Raw genomic sequence first — 24,158 nt, 5'->3', positions numbered from 1 at the left:
CATGCTGCGCCCGAGCCTGCTGCTGGGACTGATGGCGATCCTCGCTGTGCCTGCGCCTGCGACCGCTGGCGGCGCAGCCGGAGCGATCATGACGACCCAGACCACCCTGAGCACCCGGTTGCTGGAGGCCGCCCGAACCGGCCGAGCCGCGCAGGTCACGGCGCTGTTACGGGCCGGCGCGGACGTAAACGCAGCCGACGCCACCGGCCGCACGGCGCTGACCTGGGCCGCGCTGGGGGATCACGTGGCGGCCGCCCACGCCCTGATCGCGGCCGGAGCCGATCCGGACCGGCAGGACACGCAGCGCAACAACGCGTTGCTCGTGACCGGCGAGACGGGCAGCGTCGCCATGCTGCGCGAGGTTCTCCGGTCACACCCGGATCTGACGCGCACCAACCGGTTCGGAGGCACCGCCCTGATCCCCGCCGCCGATCGCGGCCACCTTGCGTACGTGCGAGAACTCCTGAACACCACGCAGATCGACGTCAATCACGTGAACAACCTGGGCTGGACGGCGCTGCTGGAAGCCGTAATTCTCGGAGACGGTGGCCACACACACACGGAGATCGTGCGGGAACTCCTCGCACATGGCGCCGACCCGCGCCTGGCTGACCGTGATGGCGTGACCGCCCTGGAACACGCCCGGCAGCGGGGGTACACGGGCATGGTGACCTTACTCCAGCGCACCAACTGAGCGCCCGGTTCGCCGGATACTGCGCCCATGCCGCGTGCCCTGACGTTCCTGCTGGCCCTGCTTCCGTTCCTGCTCGTGTCGAGCGCCGCCAGACCCGCCCGTCCGGCCAACCATGACTGCTGAAGCGGCGCTGGACGTTCTGATCGTCGGGGCCGGACTCGCTGGACTGGCTGCCGCCCGTGACCTGAGGGCCAGCGGGCGGCGTGTGCGCGTGCTGGACAAGTCCAGGGGAGTCTCCGGCCGGGCGGCGACGCGCCGCGTCAGCCTCTCGGATGGCACGGGCGCGCGACTGGATCACGGGGCGCGGTTCTTCACCGCCCGGCACGACCGCACGCAGCAGCTCGTCCAGGCTGGTCTGAATGACCCCTGGCTGCGCGAGTGGGCACGTGGGTTCGCGCTCTGGGAGCACGGCACGGTATCGGAGCCGACGGACGGCCATCCCCGGTACGTCCCCTGGGAGGGCATGAGCGCTCTCGGGAAGGAACTTGCACACGGCCTGGAAATCCAGACGGGGGTGACGATCACGCGCCTGGAACGGCAGGGCAGCCTGTGGGAAGTATCCGACGCCTCGGGTGTGGTCGCCCGCGCGCCTACAGTCATCCTGAACGTCCCTGCCCCGCAACTCGGGCCCCTGCTGACCGGGCTGGACATCCACGTGCCGGACGTGGAGTACGCGCCGGCCTGGGCGGCTGGGATCGTGCTCCGGAACGATATCGAAGCCCGCTGGCCTGCCCTGGAACTGCGCGGTCACCCGGTGCTGGAATGGATCGCCCGCGAGCACACCAAGCGCCCCGCCGGGCACCCGCCCGCGCTGGTGCTGCAGGCCACGCCCGAGTGGTCACGGGCGAACCTAGAACGCACGCCGGACGACGTCCTGCCGGAACTGCTGGAGGCGGCCCGCCGCGTTCTGGGCGACCTCCCGGACAGCCACACCGCCTTCGCGCACCGCTGGCGCTACGCCACGCCCACACACCGCGCCCCCGGCGCCGGCGTGTGGGATGCGACGCTGGCCCTGGGGCTGTGCGGCGACAGCTTCACGCCCGACGCGCACGGCCCGCGCGTCGAGGCCGCCCTGCTGAGCGGCTGGTGGCTCGCGGAGCAGATCACCGCCTAGCATGCGGGAATGACGCCCCGCCCCCTCAGAACCGTGCTGTACGTGCCGGGCGACAAGCCCCGCGCCATCGAGAAGGCCCGCACGCTCAACGCCGACGCCATCATCCTCGACCTGGAGGACGCCGTCGCCCCCGAGCACAAGGCCCACGCACGCGATAATGTCCGGGAGGCCCTGGGCACCCGCTGGCCGATGCCGGTCATGGTGCGTGTGAACGGCATCGGCAGCGCGTGGGAACACGACGACCGCGAACTGGCCCTGACCGCCGGGGCCGCCGGGATCGTCCTGCCGAAGGTCGAGGCTGCCCAGGCCGTTCACGAATTGAGCCTGGGCCTGCCGCTGTGGGCCATGATCGAGACGCCCCTGGGCGTGCTGAACGCCGCTGCCCTTGCCGCCCTGCCGGGCGTGGCGGGCCTGCTGGTCGGCGCGAACGACCTGGCCCGTGCCCTCCGGACGCGGGCGGATCCGGATCGCCTTCCGCTGCTGCACGCCCTGGGCGCCGTGGTGCTCGCCGCCCGCGCCCACGGCAAGATTCCCCTGGACGCCGTATACAACGATGTCCGCGACCCCGAAGGCTTCGGGAACGAATGTCGGCAGGGCCGCACGCTGGGCTTCGCGGGCAAGACGGTCATTCATCCGGATCAGATTGACCCTGCGAATGCCGCCTACGGTGTCACCGACGACGAGGCCCATACCGCCCGTGCGCTGATCGACGCCTGGACTGCGGCCCGCGCCGAAGGCAGGAGCGTCGCCACTTACCAGGGTGCGCTGGTCGAGCAGATGCACGTAGACGAGGCACAGGACGTCCTGGCCCTGTGGGAAGGAACGCGAGGTCGCTAGACGAGGTGGGGACAGTCGACGCAGGTTGCGCAATACCCGGAAGCGTTCACCCTGCCCGCCACCGAATGCCATCGTGCGCGCAGCGCAGGGGCGCTGACGACATAAGTGCAGAGAGCGGGTACGCCGCCCCTCTCCACCGAAACCACCACACGGGCCAGTCGGAGGACAAGAGCGACCACATGCCCAGTGCAACACCTGATCCCCCTGCCCCTCCGGGGCAGGGGGCTGGGGGTGGGGAAGCCCGCTGCAGGCGCACCCCTCCAGTTCAACTGACCGAGTACCCCTACTTGCTTAATCATAGACAATTTGTTTATCATGATTAAGTCATGCCCCTGACCGACACCGAATCTGCGCTCCTGGCCCTGATCCGGGACACTCCGATGGCCACGCCGGAGGAACTGGCCCGTCGCCTGGGCTCGACGCGCGCGGCGGTGAACGTGCATGTCAGCCATCTGGTGAAGAAGGGCGCGCTGCTCGGCCGGGGGTATCTGCTGCCGCTGGACGAGGGTGTCCGGCGGGTCGTGGTGGTGGGCGGCGCGAACATGGACGTGAAGGCGCGGACGCTGGCCAGGGCGGTGCCGGGCACGAGCAATCCGGGCGTGACCGGTCAGGCCCCAGGCGGCGTGGCCCGGAACGTGGCCGAGAACCTCGCGCGGCTGGGCGTGTCCGTGTCGCTGATCTCGGTGGTGGGCCGGGACGCCCTGGGCGACTCGCTGCTGCGGGCCACCGAGGCGGCGGGCGTGGACGTGCGCCCGGTGCTGCGCGCAGCGGGCGTGGGAACCGGCACCTATACGGCCGTGCTGGACGCGGATGGGGAACTGCTGGTGGCCGTGGCGGCGATGGAGGCCATCGAGGCGCTGACTCCGGCGGCGGTGCAGGAACGCCGGGGCACGCTGCGCGGTGCGGCCTGGGTGGTGGCCGACGGCAACCTGCCAGAGCCGACGCTGACGCACCTGCTGACCCTGGCGGCCGAGGCGGACGTGCCTGTGGTGTTTGAGCCGGTGAGCGTGCCCAAGGCCGCGCGGCTGCGCTCCGCGCTGGCCGCAGGACTGGCGCCCTACGCCGTCACGCCGAACGTGCCGGAACTGGCCGTCCTGGTGGATCACGACGTGACCGACGATCCGGCTTCGATCCGTGCGGCCGCCACGGAACTGCATGCCCAGGGCGTGGCGCTGGTGTGGGTGCGCCGGGGTGGGCAAGGCAGCCTGCTGTCCGGCCCGGACGGCGTTCACGAGCTTCCCGCCCTGCCGGCCGCCGTTCGGGACGTGACCGGCGCCGGGGACGCGATGCTCGCGGCCTTCCTGGCGGCCCTTGCAACTGGCCTGCCGCCGGTCGAGGCGGCGCGGCACGGGCACGCGGCGGCGGCCATCACCATCGAGAGCGACCACGCGGTCTCCCCTACCCTGACCCCGGCGGCCATCCGGGCCCGCCTGACCTGAATCAAGGAGCTTGTTATGACTGATCCGTTGAGAATTCGCCCCGAAGTTGCCGCCCACCTGGATCTCCACCCGGAGGTCGCCGCCGCGCTGAACGCCGGACGCGCGGTGGTGGCGCTGGAGAGCACCATCATCAGCCACGGCATGCCGTTTCCGCAGAACGTGGAGATGGCGCGCGGCGTGGAGGACGTGGTGCGCGCGCACGGCGCGGTGCCCGCCACCATCGCCGTGCTGGGCGGTCGCCTGAAGGTGGGCCTGACCGCCGATGAACTGCACCTGCTTGCTACAGACAAAGGCGTGGACAAGATCAGCACCCGCGACCTCCCGGTGACGGTCGCCCTGGGCCGGCACGGGGCGACCACGGTGGCCTCGACCATGCGGATCGCGTCGCTGGCGGGCATCCGCGTGTTCGCCACGGGCGGCACGGGCGGCGTGCACCGGGGCGCGCAGGACACCATGGACGTCAGCGCCGACCTGCTGGAGCTCGCCCGGACGGACGTGTGCGTGGTGAGCGCGGGCGTGAAGAGCATCCTCGACATCGGCCTGACGCTGGAGGTGCTGGAAACGCAGGGCGTGCCCGCCATCACCCTGGGCAGCGAGGAGTTCCCGGCGTTCTATTCGCGCCATAGCGGCTTCAAGTCCCCGCTGAGCGTGCAGACGCCCGAAGAGGCGGCCCGCGTGCTCAGGGCAAAATGGACGCTGGGCCTGTCGGGCGGCGTGCTCCTCGCCAATCCCGTGCCCGCCGAGTCCGAGATTCCCGCCGCCGAGATCACCCCGCATATTGAGCAGGCGCTGCGCGACATGGACGCCCTGGGCCTGACCGGGAAGGACACCACGCCGTACCTGCTGGGCCGCATCGTAGAAATCACGGGCGGGCGCAGCCTGGACACGAACATCGCCCTGGTGCGGCATAACGCGATGGTGGCCGCGCAGGTGGCCGTGGCCTACGCGGCACTGGGCTAAATGCATAAAGAGGAGGGCCGGAAGCGGGTTCCCCCTGCTCCCGGCCCTCCACTCTGTGCGTCCTTACGCCTGCGCTGTGCCCCGCCGGCCGAACATCCGGCGGAAGAGGCCCAGGCCGGCGACGAGCACGATCCAGCCTTTCTTCAACAGCAGAGGCAGCAGGGCGATCAGGCCGATCTTCTTCGCGGCGACCACGCCGACCAGCCCGGCGATGCCGTAGGCGGCGAGCTTGTCGGTGCTGCCGTTGAAGTCCTCGTAGCGGGCGCCGGCGTTGAAGGACACCTGCGACAGCATGGCGGCCATGTCCTTCTTGATCTGCGGAAGCTGGGTCATGCCGGACACGGCGTTGAGTTCCAGCACGTCGTCGCGGCCCAGGATGCGCACGGCGTAGTTCAGGGTATGGGTGTCACTGTCGCTGAAGGCGAGTTCCTTCGCCCAGTACATCTTGTGCGAGCCCGCATCGTAGCTGGGCTGATCGGCCCAGCCGACGAGTTCCAGGGTGCCGTACCCGGCCTTCTCGCGCTCGGCGTTACTGTCCTGGGTCGCGGCCTGCATGTCCTTCATCAGTTTGCTGTAGTCGGTCTTGGCGGCGTCGCTGTCGCTCACATGCCCGTCCTTGCTCTCAGTGACGACCACCGCCCAGCCGTCCCTGGTACCGGGGTCGATGCCGGCGGGAACGATCATCCCCAGGGCGTCGCTGGCCGCTTCGGGCGGATTGCCCCACTCGTCCACGATCACGCGCCGCGCGCCCTCGGCGTTCAGGTAGCGCAGGGTGGTACCGGTGGTCAGGGTGGCCTTGCCGCCCAGGAGCTTGATGGTGCCCGTCTGGTAGTTCAGCGGTTTGGCGGCGGGCGTCGTGGCGAGCGCCGTGCCCAGGACAGCCAGGGCGAGGGCCATGAAGGCGGGTTTCATCATGTCTTTAACTTAGAAGACCGGGGCCGGACGTGGTACCGCACATGCGGACACCCCAGGTGGGGGCACCGGAGAGGGCGGCTGTTCCCCCAACAGGAACGCGGCACCATCCCTTTTGCGGGCGGGTGGTACGCTCGGGAACGGTATGGATTCTTATGACGTTCTGGTGATTGGCGGCGGCCCGGCAGGCTACGTGGCGGCCATTCGTGCGGCGCAGCTGGGCTTCAAGACAGCCTGCGTGGACGCCTTCGAGCGGAACGGCAAGGCGAGCCTGGGCGGCACCTGCCTGAACGTGGGCTGCATTCCCAGCAAGGCGATGCTGGATTCCAGCGAGAAGTTCGAGATGATCACGCACGAGGCCGCCGAGCACGGCATCACGGTGCAGGGCGCGTCGGTGGACGTGGGCAAGATGCTGGCCCGCAAGGTGGGCGTGGTGGACAAGCTGACGGGCGGCGTGGCCTACCTGTTCAAGAAGAACAAGATCACGTCGTTCTTCGGCTACGGGAAACTCGTGCGCCAGGACGGGGACGGCTGGATCGTGGACGCGGCCGGCACCGAGGTGAAGGCCACGCACGTGATCGTCGCGACGGGCAGCAACCCGCGCGGCCTGCCGCTGGCCCCCTTCGGCGGGCATGTGGTCGAGAACAGCGGCGCGCTGGAGTTCACGGCCGTGCCGCAGACGCTCGGCGTGATCGGCGCGGGCGTGATCGGCCTGGAACTCGGCAGCGTGTGGCGCCGCCTGGGCGCACAGGTGACCGTGCTGGAGGCCCTGCCGGGCTTCCTGATGGCTGCCGACGACGCGCTGGCCAAGGAGGCCCTGAAGCAGTTCCAGAAACAGGGCCTGGAGTTCCACTTCGGTGTGAACATCACCAAAGTCGAGCAGGACGACAGCGGCGTGAGCGTGACGTACACCGAGAAGGACGCCGAGACGACCGTCCGCTTCGACAAGCTGATCGTGTCCATTGGCCGGGTGCCGAACACCCAGGGCCTGGGCGCCGATGCCGTGGGCCTCGCGCTGGACGAGCGCGGCTTCGTGAAGGTCGATGCCCACTACCGCACCAACCTGAAGGGCGTGTACGCCATCGGCGACGTGATCGGCGGCGCGATGCTCGCCCACAAGGCCGAGGAGGAGGGCGTGGCGCTGGCCGAGCTGATCGCCGGGCAGGCCGGGCACGTGAACTACGACGTGATTCCCTGGGTGATCTACACCAGTCCCGAGATCGCGTGGGCGGGCCTGACCGAGAAGCAGGCCAAGGACAAGGGATTGACCGTCAAGACCGGGCAGTTCCCCTTCTCCGCCAACGGCCGCGCCCTGGGCCACGGCGATCCGCGCGGCTTCGTGAAGGTCGTCGCGGACGCGCAGACCGACCGGATTCTGGGTGTGCACATGATCGGCAGCGGCGTCTCGGAACTGATCGGCGAGGTGGTCGCCATCATGGAATTCGGCGGCAGCGCCGAGGATCTGGCCCGCACGGTTCACGCCCACCCGACCCTGAGTGAGGTGGTCAAGGAAGCCGCGCTGGCGACCGACAAACGCTCGCTCCACATGTAAGGACACACAGGAGAGCCGGGGGCAAACGATGTCGCCCCCGGCTCTTCTCCCGTGCCCCGCGCTACTCCCTGGCGTCCGCCGCACGGTGTAGCGGCAGGTACTGCGGCAGCCACGCGCGCTCGCGGATGGCGGCTTCCAGGGCGGCGTCGTTCAGGCTGCGGATCGAGCGCTGCGCGCACACACCATCCTGAATGGCCTGACGGGCCACCGCCACGGCGATCCGGATGCTGATCTCGCGCAGCTCGGAAACCGGCGGGTAGACGTGGCCGGGGTGGTGTTCCAGCGTGTAGGTGGCCAGCGTCCGGGCGGCGGCCATGATCATGGCGTCGGTGATCTCGCGGGCGCGGGCGGTGACGGCGCCGAAGCCCAGGCCGGGGAAGATGAAGGCGTTGTTGCCCTGCCCGACCGGGTGCCGCTGTCCGGCGTGCTCCACGTCCGCGAAGGGGCTGCCGGACGCGATGATTGCGCCGCCGTCCGTCCACGCGATCAGGTCGGCGGGCCGGGCCTCGACGTGGCTGCTGGGGTTGCTCAGCGGGAACACGATGGGCCGCGCGGTGGCCTCCAGCATCGCCTGCACGGTCTCCTGCCGGAATAGGCCGGGCACGCCGGTGAAGCCCAGCAGGGCGGTCGCGCGGGCGTTCACGATGACGTCGTGTAGGTCGGGATACTCGCCTGCGTAGGTCCAGCCGTTCAGGTCGGCCCCCGTCCGGGCGAACGGGAGTTGCTGCGCTTCGAGATCCGGCTGGCCGTGCATCAGCAGGCCGTGGCGATCCACGACGAACACCCGCGCTCCTGCCTCGGCGTCGCTCAGGCCGTCGTGAACGAGGCCCTGACGGATCGCCTGGGCCACGCCTATTCCGGCCGCGCCCGCGCCGACGACCACGTACACCTGGTCGGTCAGGCGCTCGCCCTTGATCTGCGCGGCGCAGGTCAGGCCCGCCAGAGCCATGGCCCCGGTGCCCTGGATGTCGTCGTTGAAGCTGGGAATGACCTTGCGGTAGCGCTCCAGCACGCGGAAGGCCGTACCGCGCGCGAAGTCCTCCCACTGGATGATCGCCTTCGGGTACCGGTGTGCGACGCCCTCCACGAAGGCGTCCAGGAACTCGTCGTAGGCCGCGCCGGTCAGGCGGCGGTGGTGGACACCCAGGTACAGCGGGTCGTCGATCAGGTCCTGCCGGTTGGTGCCCACGTCCAGCTCGACTGGGAGGGTCTTGTCCGGTCCCACACCGCCCGCCGCCGTGTACAGCGACAGTTTCCCGATGGAAATCGCCATGCCGCCGAAGCCCTGGTCGCCCAGGCCCAGGATCGCGCTGGAGTCGGTGGCCACGATCATGCGCACATCATTCACCGACACGTTCTCCAGCATGCCGTCGATACGGTCGATGTCCTCGGTGCTGACCGCGAAGCCGCGCGGGTAGCGGTAGTTGCTGGAGTACGTCTTGACCGCCTCGCCCACCGTGGGCGTGTAGATGATCGGGAGCATCTCCTCCAGGTGATCCTCCAGCACACCGTAGTACAGCACCTCGTTGCGGTCTTGCAGGGCGCGCAGGTACTCGTGCTTCTCCAGGTCGCTGCCGCAGCCCAGGTACCGGCGGTAGGTGCGTTCCTTCTGTTCGTCGAAGGTACTCACGTGCGGCGGAATCAGGCCTTCCAGGCCCAGTTCGCGGCGTTCCTCGCGGGTGAAGGCCGTGGTCTTGTTCAGCAGCGGATTCTGCAGCAGCGCCAGTCCGGTGACGTGCACGTCGATGTACCGCTGGCCGTGCTGGTCACGGCTGACGTCGTAGTAGCGGGAGACGGGAGGGGCTTTGGGCATGACACCGCAGCATAGCGAACCGCGCCAGCACGCGGCCTGGGCACGCAATGCACGAAATTCAGCGCCGGGCCTGGGCCCAGCGTGCCCGCAGCTCCTCGAAGTTCGCGTCGATGCGCGCCTGCGGCAGGATCACCTGCGTGGTCGTGCCGTGGCCGATCTCGTCGCCGAGTTCGTTCACGGCGCCCAGACGGCAGGACACGCGGCGGCCCTCCACGCGGTCGAAGACGGCCGTGACGGTCACGCGCATGCCGGGCAGGGCCGACGCCGTGTGTGTGACCTGCACCTCCGACCCGATGCCGCCCTCGCCCGGTTCCAGGAAGGGCAGGATGATCTTGCGCCCGGCCTCCTCGAAGTGCCGGGCCAGCCAGTACGTCGCGTAGACCGGATGCACGTCCCCGAGCTCGACGAACTGCACCGTCATCTCTGCGGTGACGGTGACCTCCAGCGACTGCGTGAACCCGGCCGGAATGGCATGCATGGCCGCAGGCTACCGTCCGGATGATGGGCATTGTCTCAACCGGGCGTCACGGAGTGGACGGACCCACCCCCCTACACTGGGCCAGATGAAGCCCGCTGACGTGCTGACCCTGATCCGCGAGGCGTTCCTGGCCTTCAATCAGGACAAGGCGCCCAGACTGGCCGCCGCCATCGCGTACTACGCGGTGTTCGCCATTGCCCCGCTGCTGCTGCTGGCGGTGCTGGTCGCGGGCCGCTTCCTGTCGGACGGCACGGTGCTCGACCAGCTCTTCGACTCCAACAGCATCATCGCCCAGAACCTGGGCGTGGATACCGCCCAGTTCCTGAGAACCCTGATCAACCCGGATTCGCTGATGAAGGGCAGCGTGGTCGCGTCCGTCGGCGCGTTCGCCACGCTGTTCCTCGGGGCCACCGGACTGTTCGTGCAGATCCAGGACGCCCTGAACTCCATGTGGGGGGCAGACCCGGCCCCGCCGGTCGGCCTGGTCAATGTCGTGTGGACACGCCTGAAGTCCTTCCTGATGATCATCGGCCTGGGCGTCCTGCTGATCGCGTTCCTGGGCCTGAACACGTACCTGTCGGCCATCGCCCAGCGCCTGGGCGACACCATCGGGGCCGGGGCCTTCTTCGTGCGGGCGGGTACGCTGCTGCTGTCCACGACGTTCCTGGCCCCGGTGTTCGCCGCGATCTACAAGGTGCTGCCCGACGTGAAACTGGAGTGGCGCGAGGTGTGGGTCGGTGGGATCTTCACGTCCACGCTGTTCAACCTGGGCCAGCTGCTGATCGGCCTGTACCTGGGCCGCGCCGCGCCGGGCAGCGTGTTCGGGGCGGCCGCCTCATTGGTGATCCTGCTGCTGTGGATCTACTACTCCGCACTGATCTTCTTCTACGGCGCGGAGGTCACGTGGGTGTACTCGCAGAAGTTCGGGAACCACGCGGGCGGCGCGGCGAACGTCGCGAAGAAACAGGCGCTGGTCGCGCAGGGCGCGGCGATCAGCACCGAGCCCAGCGCGCAGGAACTCGAAGCGCTGGGTCACGCCCAGCACCCGGTCCGTGACGCGCGGGGCCGGGTGCTGGGCGTGACCCTGCCGAAGCTGCCGCGCCTGCTCCGGCCGGTCCCCCGGCACGGCGAGGGCCGCCTGCTGCCCAGCGTGCGCGGCACCATCTGGAACGCGGTGCTGGCGATCATGGCCATTCCGGCCGTCATGGTGCTGCGGGTGCTGGGCATTGCCGGGCAGCACCGGAAGGGACGCTGAGGCCCGTGCCGCTCCGGCCGGCTCAGTCCAGCGGCACCGGGTATGGCAACGTGCCCTCGTAGATCGCGCGGCCCACGATGGCCCCCTGGATGCCCTCCTCGTGCAGCAGGCGGACGTCATCCAAGTTGGCCACGCCGCCGCCCACGATCAGGGTGTTCACCCACAGGTGCCGCACCTGCCGCATCAGGTCGCGATCCAGACCTCTGAGGGTGCCGTCACGGGTCACGTCCGTGAAGATCAGCGTCTCCAGGCCCGCGTCGGCCAGCCGGGGCGTGAGTTCCGCGACGTTCACGCCGCTCCCGGCCGCCCAGCCGTGCGTGGCGACCTCCAGGCCGCGCGCGTCGAGGCTGACGACCACGCGCTCCGCACCATGCGCCGCGATGAGTTCCGCGACGAGTTCCGGGTGCGTCACCGCCGCCGTGCCGATCACGACCCGATCCACCCCCTGAAGCAGGAGTTCCTCGGCGGCCCGGCGGCCCCGGATGCCGCCGCCCACCTCCACCGGAACGCCCAGATCCCGCGTGATCTGCTCGATCACCTCGCGGTTCTGCCCCCGGCCCGTCGCGGCGTCCAGATCCACGAGGTGCAGCAGGCCCGCGCCCAGGTTCACCCAGTGGCGGGCGGCGTCCAGCGGCGAGTCGAAGTACACGGTCTCCCGCTCCGGGTCGCCCTCGTACAGTCGGACGGCGCGGCCAGACTGGATGTCCACGCACGGAATGATCAGGGGCTGGCCAGGAGCGCTCATGGGCCACAGGATACGGGGGACGGCCCCCTCCCGGCCCGCTAGACTGCCCGCAGCGTGCGCATCGGAATCGTCACCGCCACCTACTCTCCCTCGCGCAACGGCGTTGCGACGAGCACCGCCCTGTATGCCCGCGGCCTGCGCGAGCGGGGGCACGAGGTGAGGATCTTCGCGCCGCGCCACCCGCTGATGCCGCCCGCCGAGGACGGCGTGTACCGCCTGAACACGTCCTTCGCCGGCGCCAGGGCGCTGGGCGCCCCGCCGGACTACCCCGTGATGCTCGCGCCGGGGCCACTGCTGACCTCGCGGCTGCCGCTGCGCGACCTGGACGTGCTGCACACCATGCACCCCTTCCTGGCGGGGCAACTGGCGTTGCGCTGGGCGCGGATCACAGGCGCGCCCGTGGTGTACACGGCACACACGCAGTACGACGAGTATCTGCATTACACGCCGGTGCCGCCGAGGCTCGGCCGCGCGATCATCCGCCCGCACATCAGCGCCTTCGCGCGGCGCGTGCAGGCGGTGCTCGCGCCCGGTCAGGCGATGGTGGACATGCTGCGCGAGTACGGCTACGCGGGGCGCGTGGACGTCTTCCCGAATCCGGTGGATCTGAGTGCCTTCCAGGGGGTGGACGGCAGCGCGGTGCGCGCCCAGTACCACATTCCGCAGGGTGTGCCCCTGGTCGTGTCGCTGGGCCGCCTGGCGCCGGAGAAGAACCTGGACACGCTGCTGCGCGCGTATGGCGTGGCCCGCGCCAGCCGACCGGAACTGAGACTGCTGGTCATCGGGGACGGCCCCAGCCGCGCCGCGCTCCAGGCGTCCGCCCCCGAGGGCGTGACCTTCACCGGCCCGCTGCCGTACGCACAGATTCCCGCCGCCCTGAGCGCCGCCGACGTGTTCCTGACCGCCAGCACCAGCGAGGTGCTGCCCATGAGCATGATCGAGGCCCTCGCCGCAGGCGTGCCCCTCGTCGCCGCGCGCAGTCCCGCCGCACTGGACCTCATTCAGGAGGACGTGAACGGCACCGTGCGGGACGCCACGCCACAGGCCCTGGCGGACGGGCTGCTGGCCGCGCTGCATCCCGGCACCCTCCCGCTGTGGCAGGCCCAGGCCCGTGCGAGCGCCGCCGCGTACGACCTGGGCACCCGCGCCGCCGCGCTGGAAGCCGTGTACCGGGGCGTCATCGGCACGAAGACGCGTCGCCGCTCGCTGACGTGAAGGAGCTGGGCCGGGGTGGGATTGCGTCACGCCGCCTGCGACCCCTCGCCGTTACCGGGAGGAAGAAACCATGGCTCCCTCTGAGGAAAGCCGGCCACGCAGCAGACTGACATCAGAGTGGGTTGCCCGCGAACTCAGCGCCGCAGCCTTCGCAGAAGCCCACCCATTTCCGGCAACCGCAGGGCCAGTGCGCCCAGCAGGTACACGCCCAGACCCATCCCCCCGGCCACGGCCAGCCCCAGTGCCCCCGGCACGATGAAGCCCGGCGCCGGCAGCACGCGCGACACCAGTGACGCGACCAGCCCCGCTGCCACGGCGAGCGGCACGACGCGGATCAGGTGCGCCGCCACTTCTGCCGCCGGGAAGCCCAGCGCGCGGCGGTACATGACGATCAGCGCGGCCGTCATCAGCGTGCCGCTCAGGGCGGTGCTCACGCCGAAGCCCAGGAAACCCAGCACAGGCACCAGCCGGCCATACAGGAACACCTCCAGTACGAAGCCCACGGCACTGACGACCACGGCCTCGCGCGTGCGTTCCCGCGCGTAGAAAGTTCGGAGCAGCACCGTGACCAGCGCCCACGGCACCAGCGCCAGCGCCCACCCCGTCAGGATGCCGGCCCCCGCCTGGAACTTCTGCGGATCGAAGCCCCGCCCCAGGTTGAACAGACTCACCGCGTAGGGGGCGAGCGCCACCAGCAGCGCGCTCATCGGCGCGGCCAGGAACGTGGTCGTGCGGATTGCCTGCGCGGTCAGGCCCCGGAACGCCGCCCAGTCCTTGTCGGCCGCGTGCTGCGCGAAGCGCGGGAACATCGCCAGCACCGGCGACACCACGAACAAGCCGTTCACGGTCGTGAACAGCGCCTCGGCATTCGCGTACCCCGTCTGGGTGCCCGTAGGGAACTGCGCGCCGTTCGTCAGCAGCCGCGTGACGTACACGTTCAGGATCTGCCGTGCGCCCGCCGTGAGCGTGAACGGTGCCATCTGCACCAGCACGCGCCGCAGCGCCGGGTGCCCCACCAGAGCAGGTGTGGGCAGCAACCCGAAGCGGTTCAGGGACGGAAGCTGCACTGCCAGCTGCGCCACCCCACCGATCAACCATCCGAAGGCCAGCCACGTCGCCGTGTCGGGGAGAAGCAGCAGCGCCACGATGGACGCCAGATTGAAGGCCACCGGCGCGAAACTGCTCTCGCGGAAGTGCTCGTCGGCGTTCAGCAGCCCCATCGCCACGGCCGACAGGCTGATCAGCGTCAGGAACGGCATGACGAGCTGCGTCATGTACACCGCCACCGCCCGGTCGATGTTCGCGTCCGCCGCCGTCAGCAGGTTCACGATCCACGGCGCGGCCAGGATGCCCAGCGCCATCAGGATCAGGTTCACGGCGATCATCACACCGGAGAACGACTGCGCCAACTTGCGCCGCTCGGTGGTGTCCAGAGACTTGTAGATCGGAATGAACGAGTTGACCAGCGCGCCCTCGGCCAGCAATTCACGCAGCAGGTTCGGCACCTTCACCGCCACGTTGAAGGCGTCGGTCAGCGACGTGTCGAACAGGTTGATGATCTGCTGGCGCACGATCCCCGACACGCGCGAGCCCAGCGTGCCCGCCATGACGATCAGCGTGTTCACCCGCAGCGACCGCCGGGGCGCACGCGGATTCACGTCGGCCGGGAACTCCAGGTCGATTTCAGGGGGAACGTCGGGAGAGGAAGACCCCGCAGGCGGCACCGTCACGCAGGGGAGTGTAGCGCGGAGGGCAGAACCGACAGACGTGACTGCCGGACTGCGTATCGTGGCAGGTACGCCCGGAACAGCGCGTCAAAGGCTGTCCGACAATGCCAGCCTCCGGTCGTTAGGGTGCGCCGCCGAGTACTAGGACCACGTCCAGGGCTGTCTGGACGGGACGATGCTCTCAGACGTCCCGTGCCGCGCTGATCGGGTGCCGAAGGGTCAGGAAGACCCGAGGGCCTCCCCCACCACATCCCTCGCCTCATCCATGACCTGCTTCAGGTGCTCGGCCCCTTTGAAGCTCTCGGCATAAATCTTGTAGACGTCCTCGGTGCCGCTGGGCCGGGCGGCGAACCATGCCTGATCCGTGGTGACCTTCAGGCCGCCGATGGGTTCGTTGTTGCCGGGTGCGCGCGTGAGCTTCGCGGTGATCGGGTCGCCGGCCAGGGTGGTGGCGGTGACCTGCTCGGGCGAGAGGTTGCCCAGGATTTTCTTCTGGTCGGGCGTGGCGGGCGCGTCCTGGCGGTCGTAGGCGGTCGCACCGTACTTCGCGGTCAGGTCAGCGAAGCGCTGGCTGGGGGTCTTGCCGGTCTTGGCGGTCATTTCAGCGGCCAGCAGGCCGGGAATCAGGCCGTCCTTGTCGGTGCTCCACGCGCCGCCGTCCATGCGCAGGAAGCTCGCGCCCGCGCTCTCCTCGCCGCCGAAGCCGAAGGAACCGTCGAGTAAGCCCGCCACGAAATACTTGAAGCCGACGGGCACCTCGACCACCTTGCGGCCGATGCCCGCGCCCACACGGTCGATCAGGGCGCTGCTCACCAGGGTCTTGCCGATGGCGGCGTCCGCGCGCCAGCCGGGGCGGTTCTGGAACAGGTACTCGATCATCACGGCGAGGTAGTGGTTGGGGTTCATCAGGCCGTCGGCGGTGACGATGCCGTGCCGGTCGGAGTCCGGGTCGTTGCCGATGGCGACGTCGAAGTCGTCCTTCAGGCGCAGCAGGCCGGCCATGGCGTAGGGGCTGGAGCAGTCCATGCGGATCTTGCCGTCCCGGTCGACGCTCATGAAGGCGAAGCTGGGGTCGATGGTCGTGTTCACGATGTCGAGGTTCAGGCCGTAGCGCGCCTGGATGGCCTGCCACACGGGCAGGCTCGCCCCACCGAGCGGATCGACGCCGATGTGCACGCCACTATGCTTGATCGCGTCGAGGTCGATGACGGTGGGCAACTGCTCGACATAGGGCGTGATGAAGTCGAAGTCCTCCAGCGCAGCCATGGCGTCTTCCAGCGACACGCGTTTCACGTCGCGCATCTCGTCTTCCAGAATCTGGTTCGCGCGGGCCTGCACGACCTTGGTGACGTCCGTGTCGGCGGGGCCGCCGCTGGGGGGGTTGTACTTGAAGCCGCCGTCCTGCGGGGGGTTGTGGCTGGGCGTGATGACGATGCCGTCGGCGGTGCCGTCCGCTCCTGTGCGGTTGTGTTCGAGGATGGCGTGGCTGACCAGCGGCGTGGGCGTGAATGTTCCCGGCTGGACGCGCACCCGCACGCCGTTGGCGACCAGGACTTGCAGGGCGGTCATCCACGCGGGTTCGCTCAGGGCGTGGGTGTCCAGCCCCATGTAGAGAGGCCCGCTGATGCCCTGGGCGGCGCGGTGCTCGGCGACCGCCTGCGACACGGCCAGGATGTGCATCTCGTTGAACGTGCCGGCCAGACTGGTGCCCCGGTGCCCGCTGGTGCCGAAGGCGACGCGCTGGAGGGGATCGCTGACCAGCGGCCGGGTCTCGTAGTAGTGCGCGACCAGCCGGGGGATGTTCGTCAGCAGGCTCTGCGGTGCGGTCTTGCCGGCCAGTTCGCTGAGGGTCATACCGGCAGTGTAATGAACGCACCCGTCCGGGGGGAGGCCGTGGCAAGACAGCGTGAAGCTCCCGGTGTGTCAGCCCTGGCGCGCGAGACTGTCCAGGGTCTTCAGCGCGTGTCGGTGCTGGGTGACCTGCGCGGCCACGGCGTCCAGCTCGGTCTGCACACCCGCCTGTTCCGTGCCCCAGCGTCCGGCCTTGAAGGCGTTCACCGCCCGCCGGTAGGTCTCGAAGTCCTCAGTCCAGCGCGCCTGGTGTTCGCGCCGCACCCTCTGCACCTGCTCAGCGCTGACGAGATCCAAGCTCAGCGGCAGGTACTCCTCCAGACCCTGCCGCCACACCGCCAGGGCGGCCTGCCACGCCTCGGGCGCATCGTTCAGGCGGGTGGCGGTCAGGTCGGCGGCGGTGCGCAGCCCCAGGCCCGCGAGTTGTAGTTCCGTGCGGGTCGTGAAGTGCGGCAGGATCCCCGCGCGGATCGGCTGCCGTTTCAGGAACTCGAGGGTGGCCCGCTCGCGCTTCTGCATCAGCAGCGCCTCGACAGCGTCCCACTGGCGTTCCTCACCCTGGAGCAGCGCACGGCGCAGGCCGTCCAGGGTAGTGAGGTCGCGGTCGTACTCGGCGCGGGCGTTCTCGCGGGCCAGGCGGCCGTCCAGTGCCGTCCACCGCGCCTGGAGGGTCTCCAGTTCCCGGTTCAGCTCCTCCCGGCGGGCCTCCAGGGCGATGTGGTACGCCTGCCACTTTCCACGCGCGGGCAGCAGCCGCTCGGTCAGGCGGCCCTCCGCGTTCTGATAGCCCTCTACCATGGCGTCCCAGTCCACCGACAGGCGGCGGCCCACGGTGAACGCCACGATCAGCAGCGCCGGGATGACCAGTCCCGCGATCACGGAGCGCTGCACGGCGAAGGTCGCGCCGAACAACAGCAGCAGGGCGACCACGCGCAGCGTCCAGCGCAGGGTGCGCTCCAGCTGCGCCTCGGCCACGACCTTCGGCGGGGTGGGCAGGTTCAGGGGCAGATCGGGCAGCGCCGCCGAGGACTCGGGCCGTGCCTGAAGCCGCGCTGGGGCGGGCACGTGAATGACCTCCTGCCACAGCGTCTGAACCTGTGCCGCCTGCGCATTGCCCTCCGGGCCGTGCCGATCCGACGTAAAGGGCGACACGCTCCTGATGGCGTCCAGCTCGCACCACGGGCACGGCTGGCCGATCTCGTGTTGGTGGGCCTCGGTGCGCTCGCAGGAGACCAGCGTATCGGCCAGAAGGCTCAATTCCCGCGCCCACTCCTCGGCCGTGGGGCGATTCGCGTGGTGGGCCGAGAACGCCGCAGCGAACAGCTCCTGCACGCTCTCCGGCAGGGCGCCCATGGGCAGGCCCTCCGGCGGGGGCCGCACGCCGGGGCGCGGGGGAAGCGCGTACGCGTAGGCGTCCTCCGCGATCGCGCGGGAGGGCGTGGGTACCTCGCCGTGATCCGGCAGGCCCGCATAGGGATGCCGACCGTCGAAGACCAGCTGGAACAGCAGCACCGCCAGCCCGAACAGGTCGTGGTTCACGGTGCGGGTCACGGCTACCAGCTCCTGCTCCTGGAGCTCAGGGGGCAGGAACAGCGCCGTGGCCGTGGTGGTGTGGTACACCTGCCCATCTACGCGGAGCTGCCAGGCGTCCACGTTCACGAGCCGCACCCGCCCCTGCGACGACACCAGCACGTGCAGCGGGTTCACGTCGCCCATCATCTGCCCGGCCGCGTGCAGCCCCGCGATGGCCTGCGCCACCGCTGCCGCGACCCGCACGCGGAACGCCCAGCCCGCGTTCGTGAAGGCCCGCAGCCGCAGTGCCGGGGAAGACAGCCAGGTCAGGTCCCGGAAGTCGCCCAGGTTCAGATACGGGCGCACCACGCCCAGCAGCGTGCCCGCGTGGTCGTGCAGGGTGTTCACCGGCCACGTGCTCACTGCCTCCAGTTCCGGCGTGTGCGCGGCCACCAGCGCCCGCAGGTGTGCGGCTTCACCTTCCTTCAGCTCGTCACGCCAGCGTTTGGCCACCTGATCCGGGCGGTTTCGCAGCAGGAGCACGTCCGCGCGCACGCCCTGTCCGACCTCGCGGCCCAGCACGACCTGCTCGCCCTGTGCGTTGTACACGGGCGTGACGGTCAGAGGCATGAACACCTGGCAAGGCGGTCAGGCAGCACACCCGATTCTAGGCCGGTTCGTTCCTACCCCGCTTCCGGAGCACCGAATTGCGAGGGTGCCCCGCGTTCCGGATGTCCCGCTGCGCGCCTGCTAGCCTGAGTCCATGAGGCTGCGGGAATTCCTGAACGACTGGTGGCGACTGATCAAACTGATCGTCGGTTCCCTGGCCATCCCCGTGATCCTGTGGGCGCTGCTGGTGTGGGCCGGCGTGCTGAAGTAACCGTGCGGCGTCCGCACAGGGCGGTCTGGGCGGTTCTGCTGGCGGCGCTGCTGGCGGGCCACGCGGGCGGGCACGGCGAGAACGTCCCGCCGGAACTGGGCGGAGTGACGCTGTGTGTGGCGTCCGGCGTGGCGAGCGTCACGCGGCAAGACCTGAATGGCACCGCGCAGCAGAACGCGCTCGTCGGGCTGGAAGGGGAGCTTCGGCAGGTCATGACGGCCCGCTTGGAGCGCCGGGGCGTCCGCCTGGCCCGGCCGTGGTGGTGCTGGGGGCAGGACGGAGTCGTGACGGTGGCCGTGAATGTCCGTTACCTGGATCCGGCGACGTACCGGGGGTTCGGAGATCCCGCGTACTCGTACGGGGTGGGGCTGGTGGTGCAGCGGCGCTGGCAACGGGGTACGCAGCGGTTCACGGCCGGTTACACGGACATCCACTCCGAGGCGCGCACCGGACGCCCAGTGCGGAGTGTGGTACTCGACCGCATGGCGGAGCTGTCGGATGATCTGGCGCGGGCATGGATCAACGCGAACCCCCGGCGTTAGAACCGGGGGCGGAGTGGGAACCGTGACTCAGTCGGCGGCGGTCGTCTGGTGCTCGACTTCCAGGGCGGCCAGGGCGCGTTCGGCGCTCATGGCGGCGCGCGTGCCCGCGCCCACCGAGGTGCCGAGCTGGCGGTAGATGTAGTCGCTGACGTCGCCGGCGGCGAACAGCATGGGCACGCTGGTATAGATCTCGTCGGTGACGTCCACGTAGCCGTCAGGACGCAGGTTCACGGTGTCCTTGACGAACTCGGTGTTGGGCGTGTGACCGATGAAGATGAACACGCCATCGGTGTCCATGGTGCTTTCCTCGCCAGTCTTGAGGTTCTTCAGGCGCACGCCGGTGACGGAGTGCTCACCCTGGATTTCGAGCGGAGCGGTGTCCCAGATGAATTTCATCTTGGGGTTGGAGAACGCGCGGGCCTGGGCGACCTTGTTGGCGCGCAGGGAGTCGCGGCGGTGAATGACTGTGACCTCGTCGGCGAACTTGGTGAGGAACAGACCTTCCTCGACGGCCGCGTCGCCCCCGCCGATGACGACGACCTTCTTGCCACGGTAGAAGAAGCCGTCGCAGGTGGCGCAGGTGCTGACGCCCTTGCCCCAGAAGTGTTCCTCGCCGGGGATGTTCAGGCGTTTGGGGTTCGCGCCGGTGGCGAGGATGACGGCCTTGGCGCGGTACGTGCCGCTGTAGCCGGTGACGATGAACGGGTAGGGGTGTTCGATGTCGTCGTCGGCACGGTGGATGGACTGCACCTCGTCCATCTCGATCTTGCCGCCGAATTTCTCGGCCTGCTGCTGCATGCGCATGGCGAGTTCCATGCCGGAGATCGGGTCGGGGAAGCCGGGGTAGTTCTCGACTTCCTCGGTCTGGGCGATCTGGCCGCCGGGGAGGCCCTTTTCGAGGATCAGGGTGCTCAAGCTGGCGCGGCCGGTGTAGATGGCGGCGGTCAGGCCGGCGGGGCCGCCGCCGACGATCACGACGTCGAAATTCTGGGTGCCTTCAGGGGCGCTGGTCATGCGAAAAGCGTAGCACCGCGCACCTTTGCGGATGGTCAGCCACGCACACTTTGTTTTTTAAAGCATGGGCCTAAGGGGGTCTTGTCCCGTTATTGAGAACGCATTATCATTTCCAGTCGGTGGGCCGAGATCCGGCCTGCACCCTTCCACCCTGGAGATCACCTCGATGACACGCACTCTGCTTTCCCTTGCTGTGCTGCTCGGCGCCAGCCTTGCCCACGCTGCCCCCCTGCCCGTCACGGCGACCACCTCGATCCTCGCGGACTTCGTGAAGAACGTCGGCGGCCTTCGCGTGACCGTCACCACCATCGTGCCGGCCGGAACCGACGCCCACACCTTCCAGCCGACCACCACCGTCATCCGCCAGCTTGCGGGCAGCCGTCTGCTGTTCCTGAATGGCGCGAACCTCGAACCGTGGCTGCCGCAGGTGCAGGCCGCGAACCCAGGGGCCAAGGCTGTCATCCTCACCACGGGTCTGCCGCTGCGCCCCGCGCCCGGCGAGAGCGGCAGCAACGGCCCGCGCGACCCGCACGCGTGGTGGGACGTGACCCTGACCGCCGGGTACATCCGGACCATCCAGATGGCACTGAGCGCCGCCGATCCCGCCGGAAAGGCCACGTACGCCCAGAACGCCGCCGCGTACCTGAAGCAGCTGGACCGTGTGGACGCCTGGGCGAAAACGCAGTTCGCCACGCTGAAGCCCGCGCAGAAGACGATCGTGACGAACCACGACGCCCTGGCGTACTTCGCCGCGCACTACGGCCTGACCCTCGCGGGAACCGTGCTGCCCGGCCTGAGCACCGAGCGCGAACCGAGCGCCCGCGAGCTGGCCGCGCTGATCACCAGCGTGCGGGGCAGCGGCGCGAAGGTCATCTTCACCGAGAACACGGTGAACGACCGCCTGGCCCGTACGCTGGCCTCCGAGACCGGCGCGAAGATCGCTCCCCCGCTGTACACCGACGCGCTGGGGCCGCAGGGCAGCCGCGGCGACACCTTCCTGAAGGCCCTGCGGGCCAACGTGGACATCATGGTCAGGGCGCTGAAGTGACGGCGCTACCGTCGCCAGAGGTACGGCGTGGTTGTGGTGACCGGGATCATGCCGCTGCGTTCCAGGATCGGGCGGGACATCGCGGTGCAGTCGCTGTGCAGGTAGCGCACGCCACGATCCGCGGCCGAACTGGCGCGGGCCGCCGTGAGCGCGCGGTAGATGCCCTGGCCGCGCCACTCGGGCAGGGTGCCGCCCCCCCACAGGCCCGCGAAGTCACTGTCCGGCACGTACTCCAGGCGGCCCGCGCTGATCACCTCACCGCCCGCCTCCGCCACCCACAGCTCGATCAGATCCGGGCGCTGCTCGATGCGGCGCAGCAGTCCCCCCGCGCCAAAGCCATGCCCGAAGGCCCGTTCCAGCGTGGCGGCCGCCCTCTCCACGTCCGCCCGAGGCTCGGGCTGGTTGTCGATGCGGCGCAGCGTCACGCCCTCTGGCAGTGGCACCGGCTGGGCCAGCAGCTTGGCCTCTCCGACCATGACGGTCTCCAGGTCATCCGGCGTGAGACCGTGCGCGATCAGGCGACCCGGCAGGTCGGCGGGCGCGTCGTGGCCGCGCGTCTTCCATTCGAAGGTCTTGATCTGCGGATTTGCCGCGTAGTGCTCGACGGTCTGCGCGATCAGGTCGTCGAGGGCCGATCCGGTCAGGCCGCCCAGATCGCGGTAGGTCACGAAGCCCCGGTCGCCGAACACCCCCCGGTACAGAGGCCCGGCGCGGTCGAAGGCGTCGGCGGACGCCATCTCGGAGTCCTCTCGCAACTGGGCGTCGTACGCGGCGAGCAGGGCGGCACGGGACGGATCGGACACCATGCCCCCAGCGTACGCCCGTCAGGGAGCACCCGCTGATGCTGGGCGTCTCGCACCTGACGGTCGCGTACGGCCCGCAGATCGCGCTGGAGGACGCCACCGTGCGCTTCGAGGCCGGGCAGTTCAGCGCCATCATCGGCCCGAACGGCGCGGGCAAGAGCACCCTGCTGCGCACCCTGGTGGGCCTGCTGCCGGACCACGCGGGCGCCGTGCAGTTCGATCCCGGCCACACCGCGCGCGAGTGTATTTCCTACGTGCCTCAGCAGCAGACCCTCGACTGGGCGTTCCCCGTCACCGTGTGGGACGTGGCCATGATGGGCCGCACCGGGCGCCTGGGCTGGCTGCGCTGGCCCGGCCGCAAAGACCGGGAGATCGTCGAGGGCGCGCTCAGGGAAACCGGTGTCTTTGACCTGCGTCACCGGCACATCGGCGCCCTGTCCGGCGGGCAACGCCAGCGCGTCCTGCTGGCCCGGATGCTGGCCCGGCGCGGGCACCTGCTGCTGCTCGACGAGCCCCTCACCGGCGTGGACGCGACCACCCAGGAGAGCCTGATGGCCCTGCTGCGCGCCGAGGCCGACCGGGGCCGCGCGGTCGTGATGGTCACCCACGACCTCGAACAGGCGCGGCGCTGGTGCGACCAGCTGGTGCTCGTGAACCGCCGGATCATCGCCAGCGGCACGCCCGCCGAGGTGTACACGCCGCACAACGTCGAACTCACGTTCAGCAGCAGCCACCTCGGGCCCATGCACGCGGAGGCCTGATGCACGTCCTGACCGACCCCCTCCAGTTCGGGTTCTTCGTGCGGGCGCTGCTCGCGGTCGTGCTCGTGAGTGTGCTGTGTGCCCTGATCGGCGCGTGGGTGGTGCTGCGCGGCCTGAGCTACATCGGGGACGCCATGAGCCACGCCGTGTTCCCCGGCATCGTTGCCGCATTCCTCACGAAGGGCAACCTGCTGGTGGGGGCCATGATCGCCGCGATCCTCACGGCCCTGGGCATCGGCGCGATCGGGAACCGGGGCGGCCTGAAGCAGGACAGCGCCATCGGGATCGTGTTCGTGGGCATGTTCTCGCTGGGCGTGGTGCTGCTCTCCCGCGCGCCGACCTTCACCACGGACCTCAGCGCTTTCCTGATCGGGAATCCCCTCGGCGTCAGCGCGGGCGACCTGTGGGGCGCGTTGGCCGTCACGGTGGTCGTGGGCGGGCTGCTCACCGCCATCCAGAAGGAACTGCTGCTGGCCTCCTTCGACCCCACCGAGGCGCGCGCTGTGGGCCTGCCGGTTCGCCGCCTGAACAACCTGCTGCTGGTGCTGATCGGGCTGGTCGTCGTGCTGACCGTGCAACTCGTCGGCACGACCCTCAGCGTCAGTCTGCTGATCACCTCCAGCGCCGCCGCCCGATTGCTGGCCCGCAGCCTGCGCAAGATGATCCTGCTCGCCGCGCTGCTCGGCAGCGTGGGCGGCATCACCGGCCTGTACCTCAGCTACTACCTCGACACCGCGCCCGGCGCGACCATCGTGCTTGTGAACACCGCCGTCTTCCTGCTCGCACTGCTCGTCAGGAGACGGGAGTAACGGAGACAAAGGACGCCAGTTTCCTCTACCAACAGCGGGACTGGGCCCAAAGACGAAACGTCCCACCCGGCACGCCTACCGAATGCCATCGTGCGCGAAGCGCGCGGGCGGTGACGACGAGAAGTGTGAGGGCACACGCCGCCCACGCTATCCAGACAGCCACGAGGGCCAGCCAGTCAACCTGACGACCACATGCC

At 69.6% G+C, this 24,158-nt stretch carries 21 protein-coding genes; 12 read left to right on the top strand and 9 right to left on the bottom strand.

Annotation, left to right across the window (positions count from 1 at the left end):
* Position 1 precedes the first annotated feature (1 nt).
* The 5 genes from E7T09_RS13985 to E7T09_RS13965 all read left to right on the top strand — a co-directional run bounded on the left by E7T09_RS13985 (position 2) and on the right by E7T09_RS13965 (position 5,044).
* On the top strand, positions 2-694 hold the full coding sequence (locus E7T09_RS13985; protein ID WP_136389792.1) for an ankyrin repeat domain-containing protein: 693 nt from the start codon (positions 2-4) through the stop codon (positions 692-694).
* A 112-nt stretch (positions 695-806) separates the two neighbouring features.
* Complete coding sequence (locus E7T09_RS13980; RefSeq protein ID WP_136389791.1) at positions 807-1,808, top strand: NAD(P)/FAD-dependent oxidoreductase; 1,002 nt, start codon at positions 807-809, stop codon at positions 1,806-1,808.
* A gap of 9 nt (positions 1,809-1,817) precedes the next feature.
* Positions 1,818-2,645, top strand: coding sequence for a CoA ester lyase (locus E7T09_RS13975; protein WP_136389790.1), 828 nt, complete (start codon positions 1,818-1,820; stop codon positions 2,643-2,645).
* Positions 2,646-2,971: 326 nt separating this feature from the next.
* Entirely contained in the window at positions 2,972-4,084 is a 1,113-nt protein-coding gene (locus tag E7T09_RS13970) for a PfkB family carbohydrate kinase (protein ID WP_136389789.1), read from the top strand.
* Between the two features lie 15 nt (positions 4,085-4,099).
* Entirely contained in the window at positions 4,100-5,044 is a 945-nt protein-coding gene (locus tag E7T09_RS13965) for a pseudouridine-5'-phosphate glycosidase (protein ID WP_136389788.1), read from the top strand.
* A gap of 63 nt (positions 5,045-5,107) precedes the next feature.
* On the opposite strand, the gene E7T09_RS13960 is transcribed toward E7T09_RS13965, so the two are convergent.
* On the bottom strand, positions 5,108-5,959 hold the full coding sequence (locus E7T09_RS13960; protein WP_136389787.1) for a DUF2167 domain-containing protein: 852 nt from the start codon (positions 5,957-5,959) through the stop codon (positions 5,108-5,110).
* Between the two features lie 142 nt (positions 5,960-6,101).
* Here E7T09_RS13960 and lpdA point away from each other — a divergent pair, with 142 nt between their 5' ends.
* The gene (gene lpdA / locus E7T09_RS13955) at positions 6,102-7,508 is read left to right on the top strand and encodes a dihydrolipoyl dehydrogenase (protein WP_136389786.1); all 1,407 of its coding nucleotides are present in this window, start codon (positions 6,102-6,104) and stop codon (positions 7,506-7,508) included.
* Between the two features lie 61 nt (positions 7,509-7,569).
* Here lpdA and E7T09_RS13950 read toward each other — a convergent pair whose 3' ends face one another.
* Complete coding sequence (locus E7T09_RS13950) at positions 7,570-9,321, bottom strand: NAD-dependent malic enzyme (RefSeq protein ID WP_136389785.1); 1,752 nt, start codon at positions 9,319-9,321, stop codon at positions 7,570-7,572.
* A gap of 58 nt (positions 9,322-9,379) precedes the next feature.
* Positions 9,380-9,799, bottom strand: a complete 420-nt coding sequence (locus tag E7T09_RS13945; RefSeq protein ID WP_136389784.1) for a thioesterase family protein — start codon at positions 9,797-9,799, stop codon at positions 9,380-9,382.
* Between the two features lie 85 nt (positions 9,800-9,884).
* Between E7T09_RS13945 and E7T09_RS13940 the strand changes: the two genes are divergently transcribed.
* Complete coding sequence (locus E7T09_RS13940; protein ID WP_136389783.1) at positions 9,885-11,054, top strand: YihY/virulence factor BrkB family protein; 1,170 nt, start codon at positions 9,885-9,887, stop codon at positions 11,052-11,054.
* 22 nt (positions 11,055-11,076) lie between these two features.
* On the opposite strand, the gene hisA is transcribed toward E7T09_RS13940, so the two are convergent.
* On the bottom strand, positions 11,077-11,799 hold the full coding sequence (gene hisA, locus E7T09_RS13935) for a 1-(5-phosphoribosyl)-5-[(5-phosphoribosylamino)methylideneamino]imidazole-4-carboxamide isomerase (protein ID WP_136389782.1): 723 nt from the start codon (positions 11,797-11,799) through the stop codon (positions 11,077-11,079).
* Positions 11,800-11,853: 54 nt separating this feature from the next.
* Between hisA and E7T09_RS13930 the strand changes: the two genes are divergently transcribed.
* On the top strand, positions 11,854-13,014 hold the full coding sequence (locus E7T09_RS13930) for a glycosyltransferase (protein WP_136389781.1): 1,161 nt from the start codon (positions 11,854-11,856) through the stop codon (positions 13,012-13,014).
* Positions 13,015-13,148: 134 nt separating this feature from the next.
* Here the strand turns inward: E7T09_RS13930 and murJ are convergent, their stop codons facing one another.
* The 3 genes from murJ to E7T09_RS13915 all read right to left on the bottom strand — a co-directional run bounded on the left by murJ (position 13,149) and on the right by E7T09_RS13915 (position 18,734).
* The gene (gene murJ / locus E7T09_RS13925) at positions 13,149-14,690 is read right to left on the bottom strand and encodes a murein biosynthesis integral membrane protein MurJ (protein WP_370293954.1); all 1,542 of its coding nucleotides are present in this window, start codon (positions 14,688-14,690) and stop codon (positions 13,149-13,151) included.
* A gap of 270 nt (positions 14,691-14,960) precedes the next feature.
* Positions 14,961-16,595 (bottom strand): phosphoglucomutase (alpha-D-glucose-1,6-bisphosphate-dependent), encoded by a 1,635-nt coding sequence (pgm, locus tag E7T09_RS13920; RefSeq protein ID WP_136389779.1) that lies wholly within the window; start codon positions 16,593-16,595, stop codon positions 14,961-14,963.
* Between the two features lie 69 nt (positions 16,596-16,664).
* On the bottom strand, positions 16,665-18,734 hold the full coding sequence (locus E7T09_RS13915) for a hypothetical protein (protein ID WP_136389778.1): 2,070 nt from the start codon (positions 18,732-18,734) through the stop codon (positions 16,665-16,667).
* A gap of 252 nt (positions 18,735-18,986) precedes the next feature.
* Here E7T09_RS13915 and E7T09_RS13910 point away from each other — a divergent pair, with 252 nt between their 5' ends.
* On the top strand, positions 18,987-19,526 hold the full coding sequence (locus tag E7T09_RS13910; protein WP_136389777.1) for a hypothetical protein: 540 nt from the start codon (positions 18,987-18,989) through the stop codon (positions 19,524-19,526).
* A gap of 27 nt (positions 19,527-19,553) precedes the next feature.
* Here the strand turns inward: E7T09_RS13910 and trxB are convergent, their stop codons facing one another.
* On the bottom strand, positions 19,554-20,540 hold the full coding sequence (trxB, locus tag E7T09_RS13905) for a thioredoxin-disulfide reductase (protein ID WP_136389776.1): 987 nt from the start codon (positions 20,538-20,540) through the stop codon (positions 19,554-19,556).
* 166 nt (positions 20,541-20,706) lie between these two features.
* Between trxB and E7T09_RS13900 the strand changes: the two genes are divergently transcribed.
* Positions 20,707-21,588, top strand: a complete 882-nt coding sequence (locus tag E7T09_RS13900; RefSeq protein WP_136389775.1) for a metal ABC transporter solute-binding protein, Zn/Mn family — start codon at positions 20,707-20,709, stop codon at positions 21,586-21,588.
* Positions 21,589-21,593: 5 nt separating this feature from the next.
* Here E7T09_RS13900 and E7T09_RS13895 read toward each other — a convergent pair whose 3' ends face one another.
* A complete protein-coding gene (locus E7T09_RS13895; RefSeq protein WP_136389774.1) occupies positions 21,594-22,394 on the bottom strand; it encodes a GNAT family N-acetyltransferase in 801 nt (266 codons plus the stop codon).
* A 35-nt stretch (positions 22,395-22,429) separates the two neighbouring features.
* Between E7T09_RS13895 and E7T09_RS13890 the strand changes: the two genes are divergently transcribed.
* Entirely contained in the window at positions 22,430-23,152 is a 723-nt protein-coding gene (locus E7T09_RS13890; protein ID WP_136389773.1) for a metal ABC transporter ATP-binding protein, read from the top strand.
* Positions 23,152-23,961 (top strand): metal ABC transporter permease, encoded by an 810-nt coding sequence (locus tag E7T09_RS13885; protein WP_136389772.1) that lies wholly within the window; start codon positions 23,152-23,154, stop codon positions 23,959-23,961. The genes E7T09_RS13890 and E7T09_RS13885 overlap by 1 nt, the downstream gene beginning before the upstream one ends.
* Positions 23,962-24,158: the final 197 nt, after the last annotated feature.

Origin of the sequence: Deinococcus sp. KSM4-11 (assembly GCF_004801415.1) — a bacterium.
Classification (GTDB): Bacteria; Deinococcota; Deinococci; order Deinococcales; family Deinococcaceae; genus Deinococcus.
The sequence above is the reverse complement of the archived record's forward strand: the minus strand, read 5'-3'. Positions and strand labels throughout refer to the sequence as shown.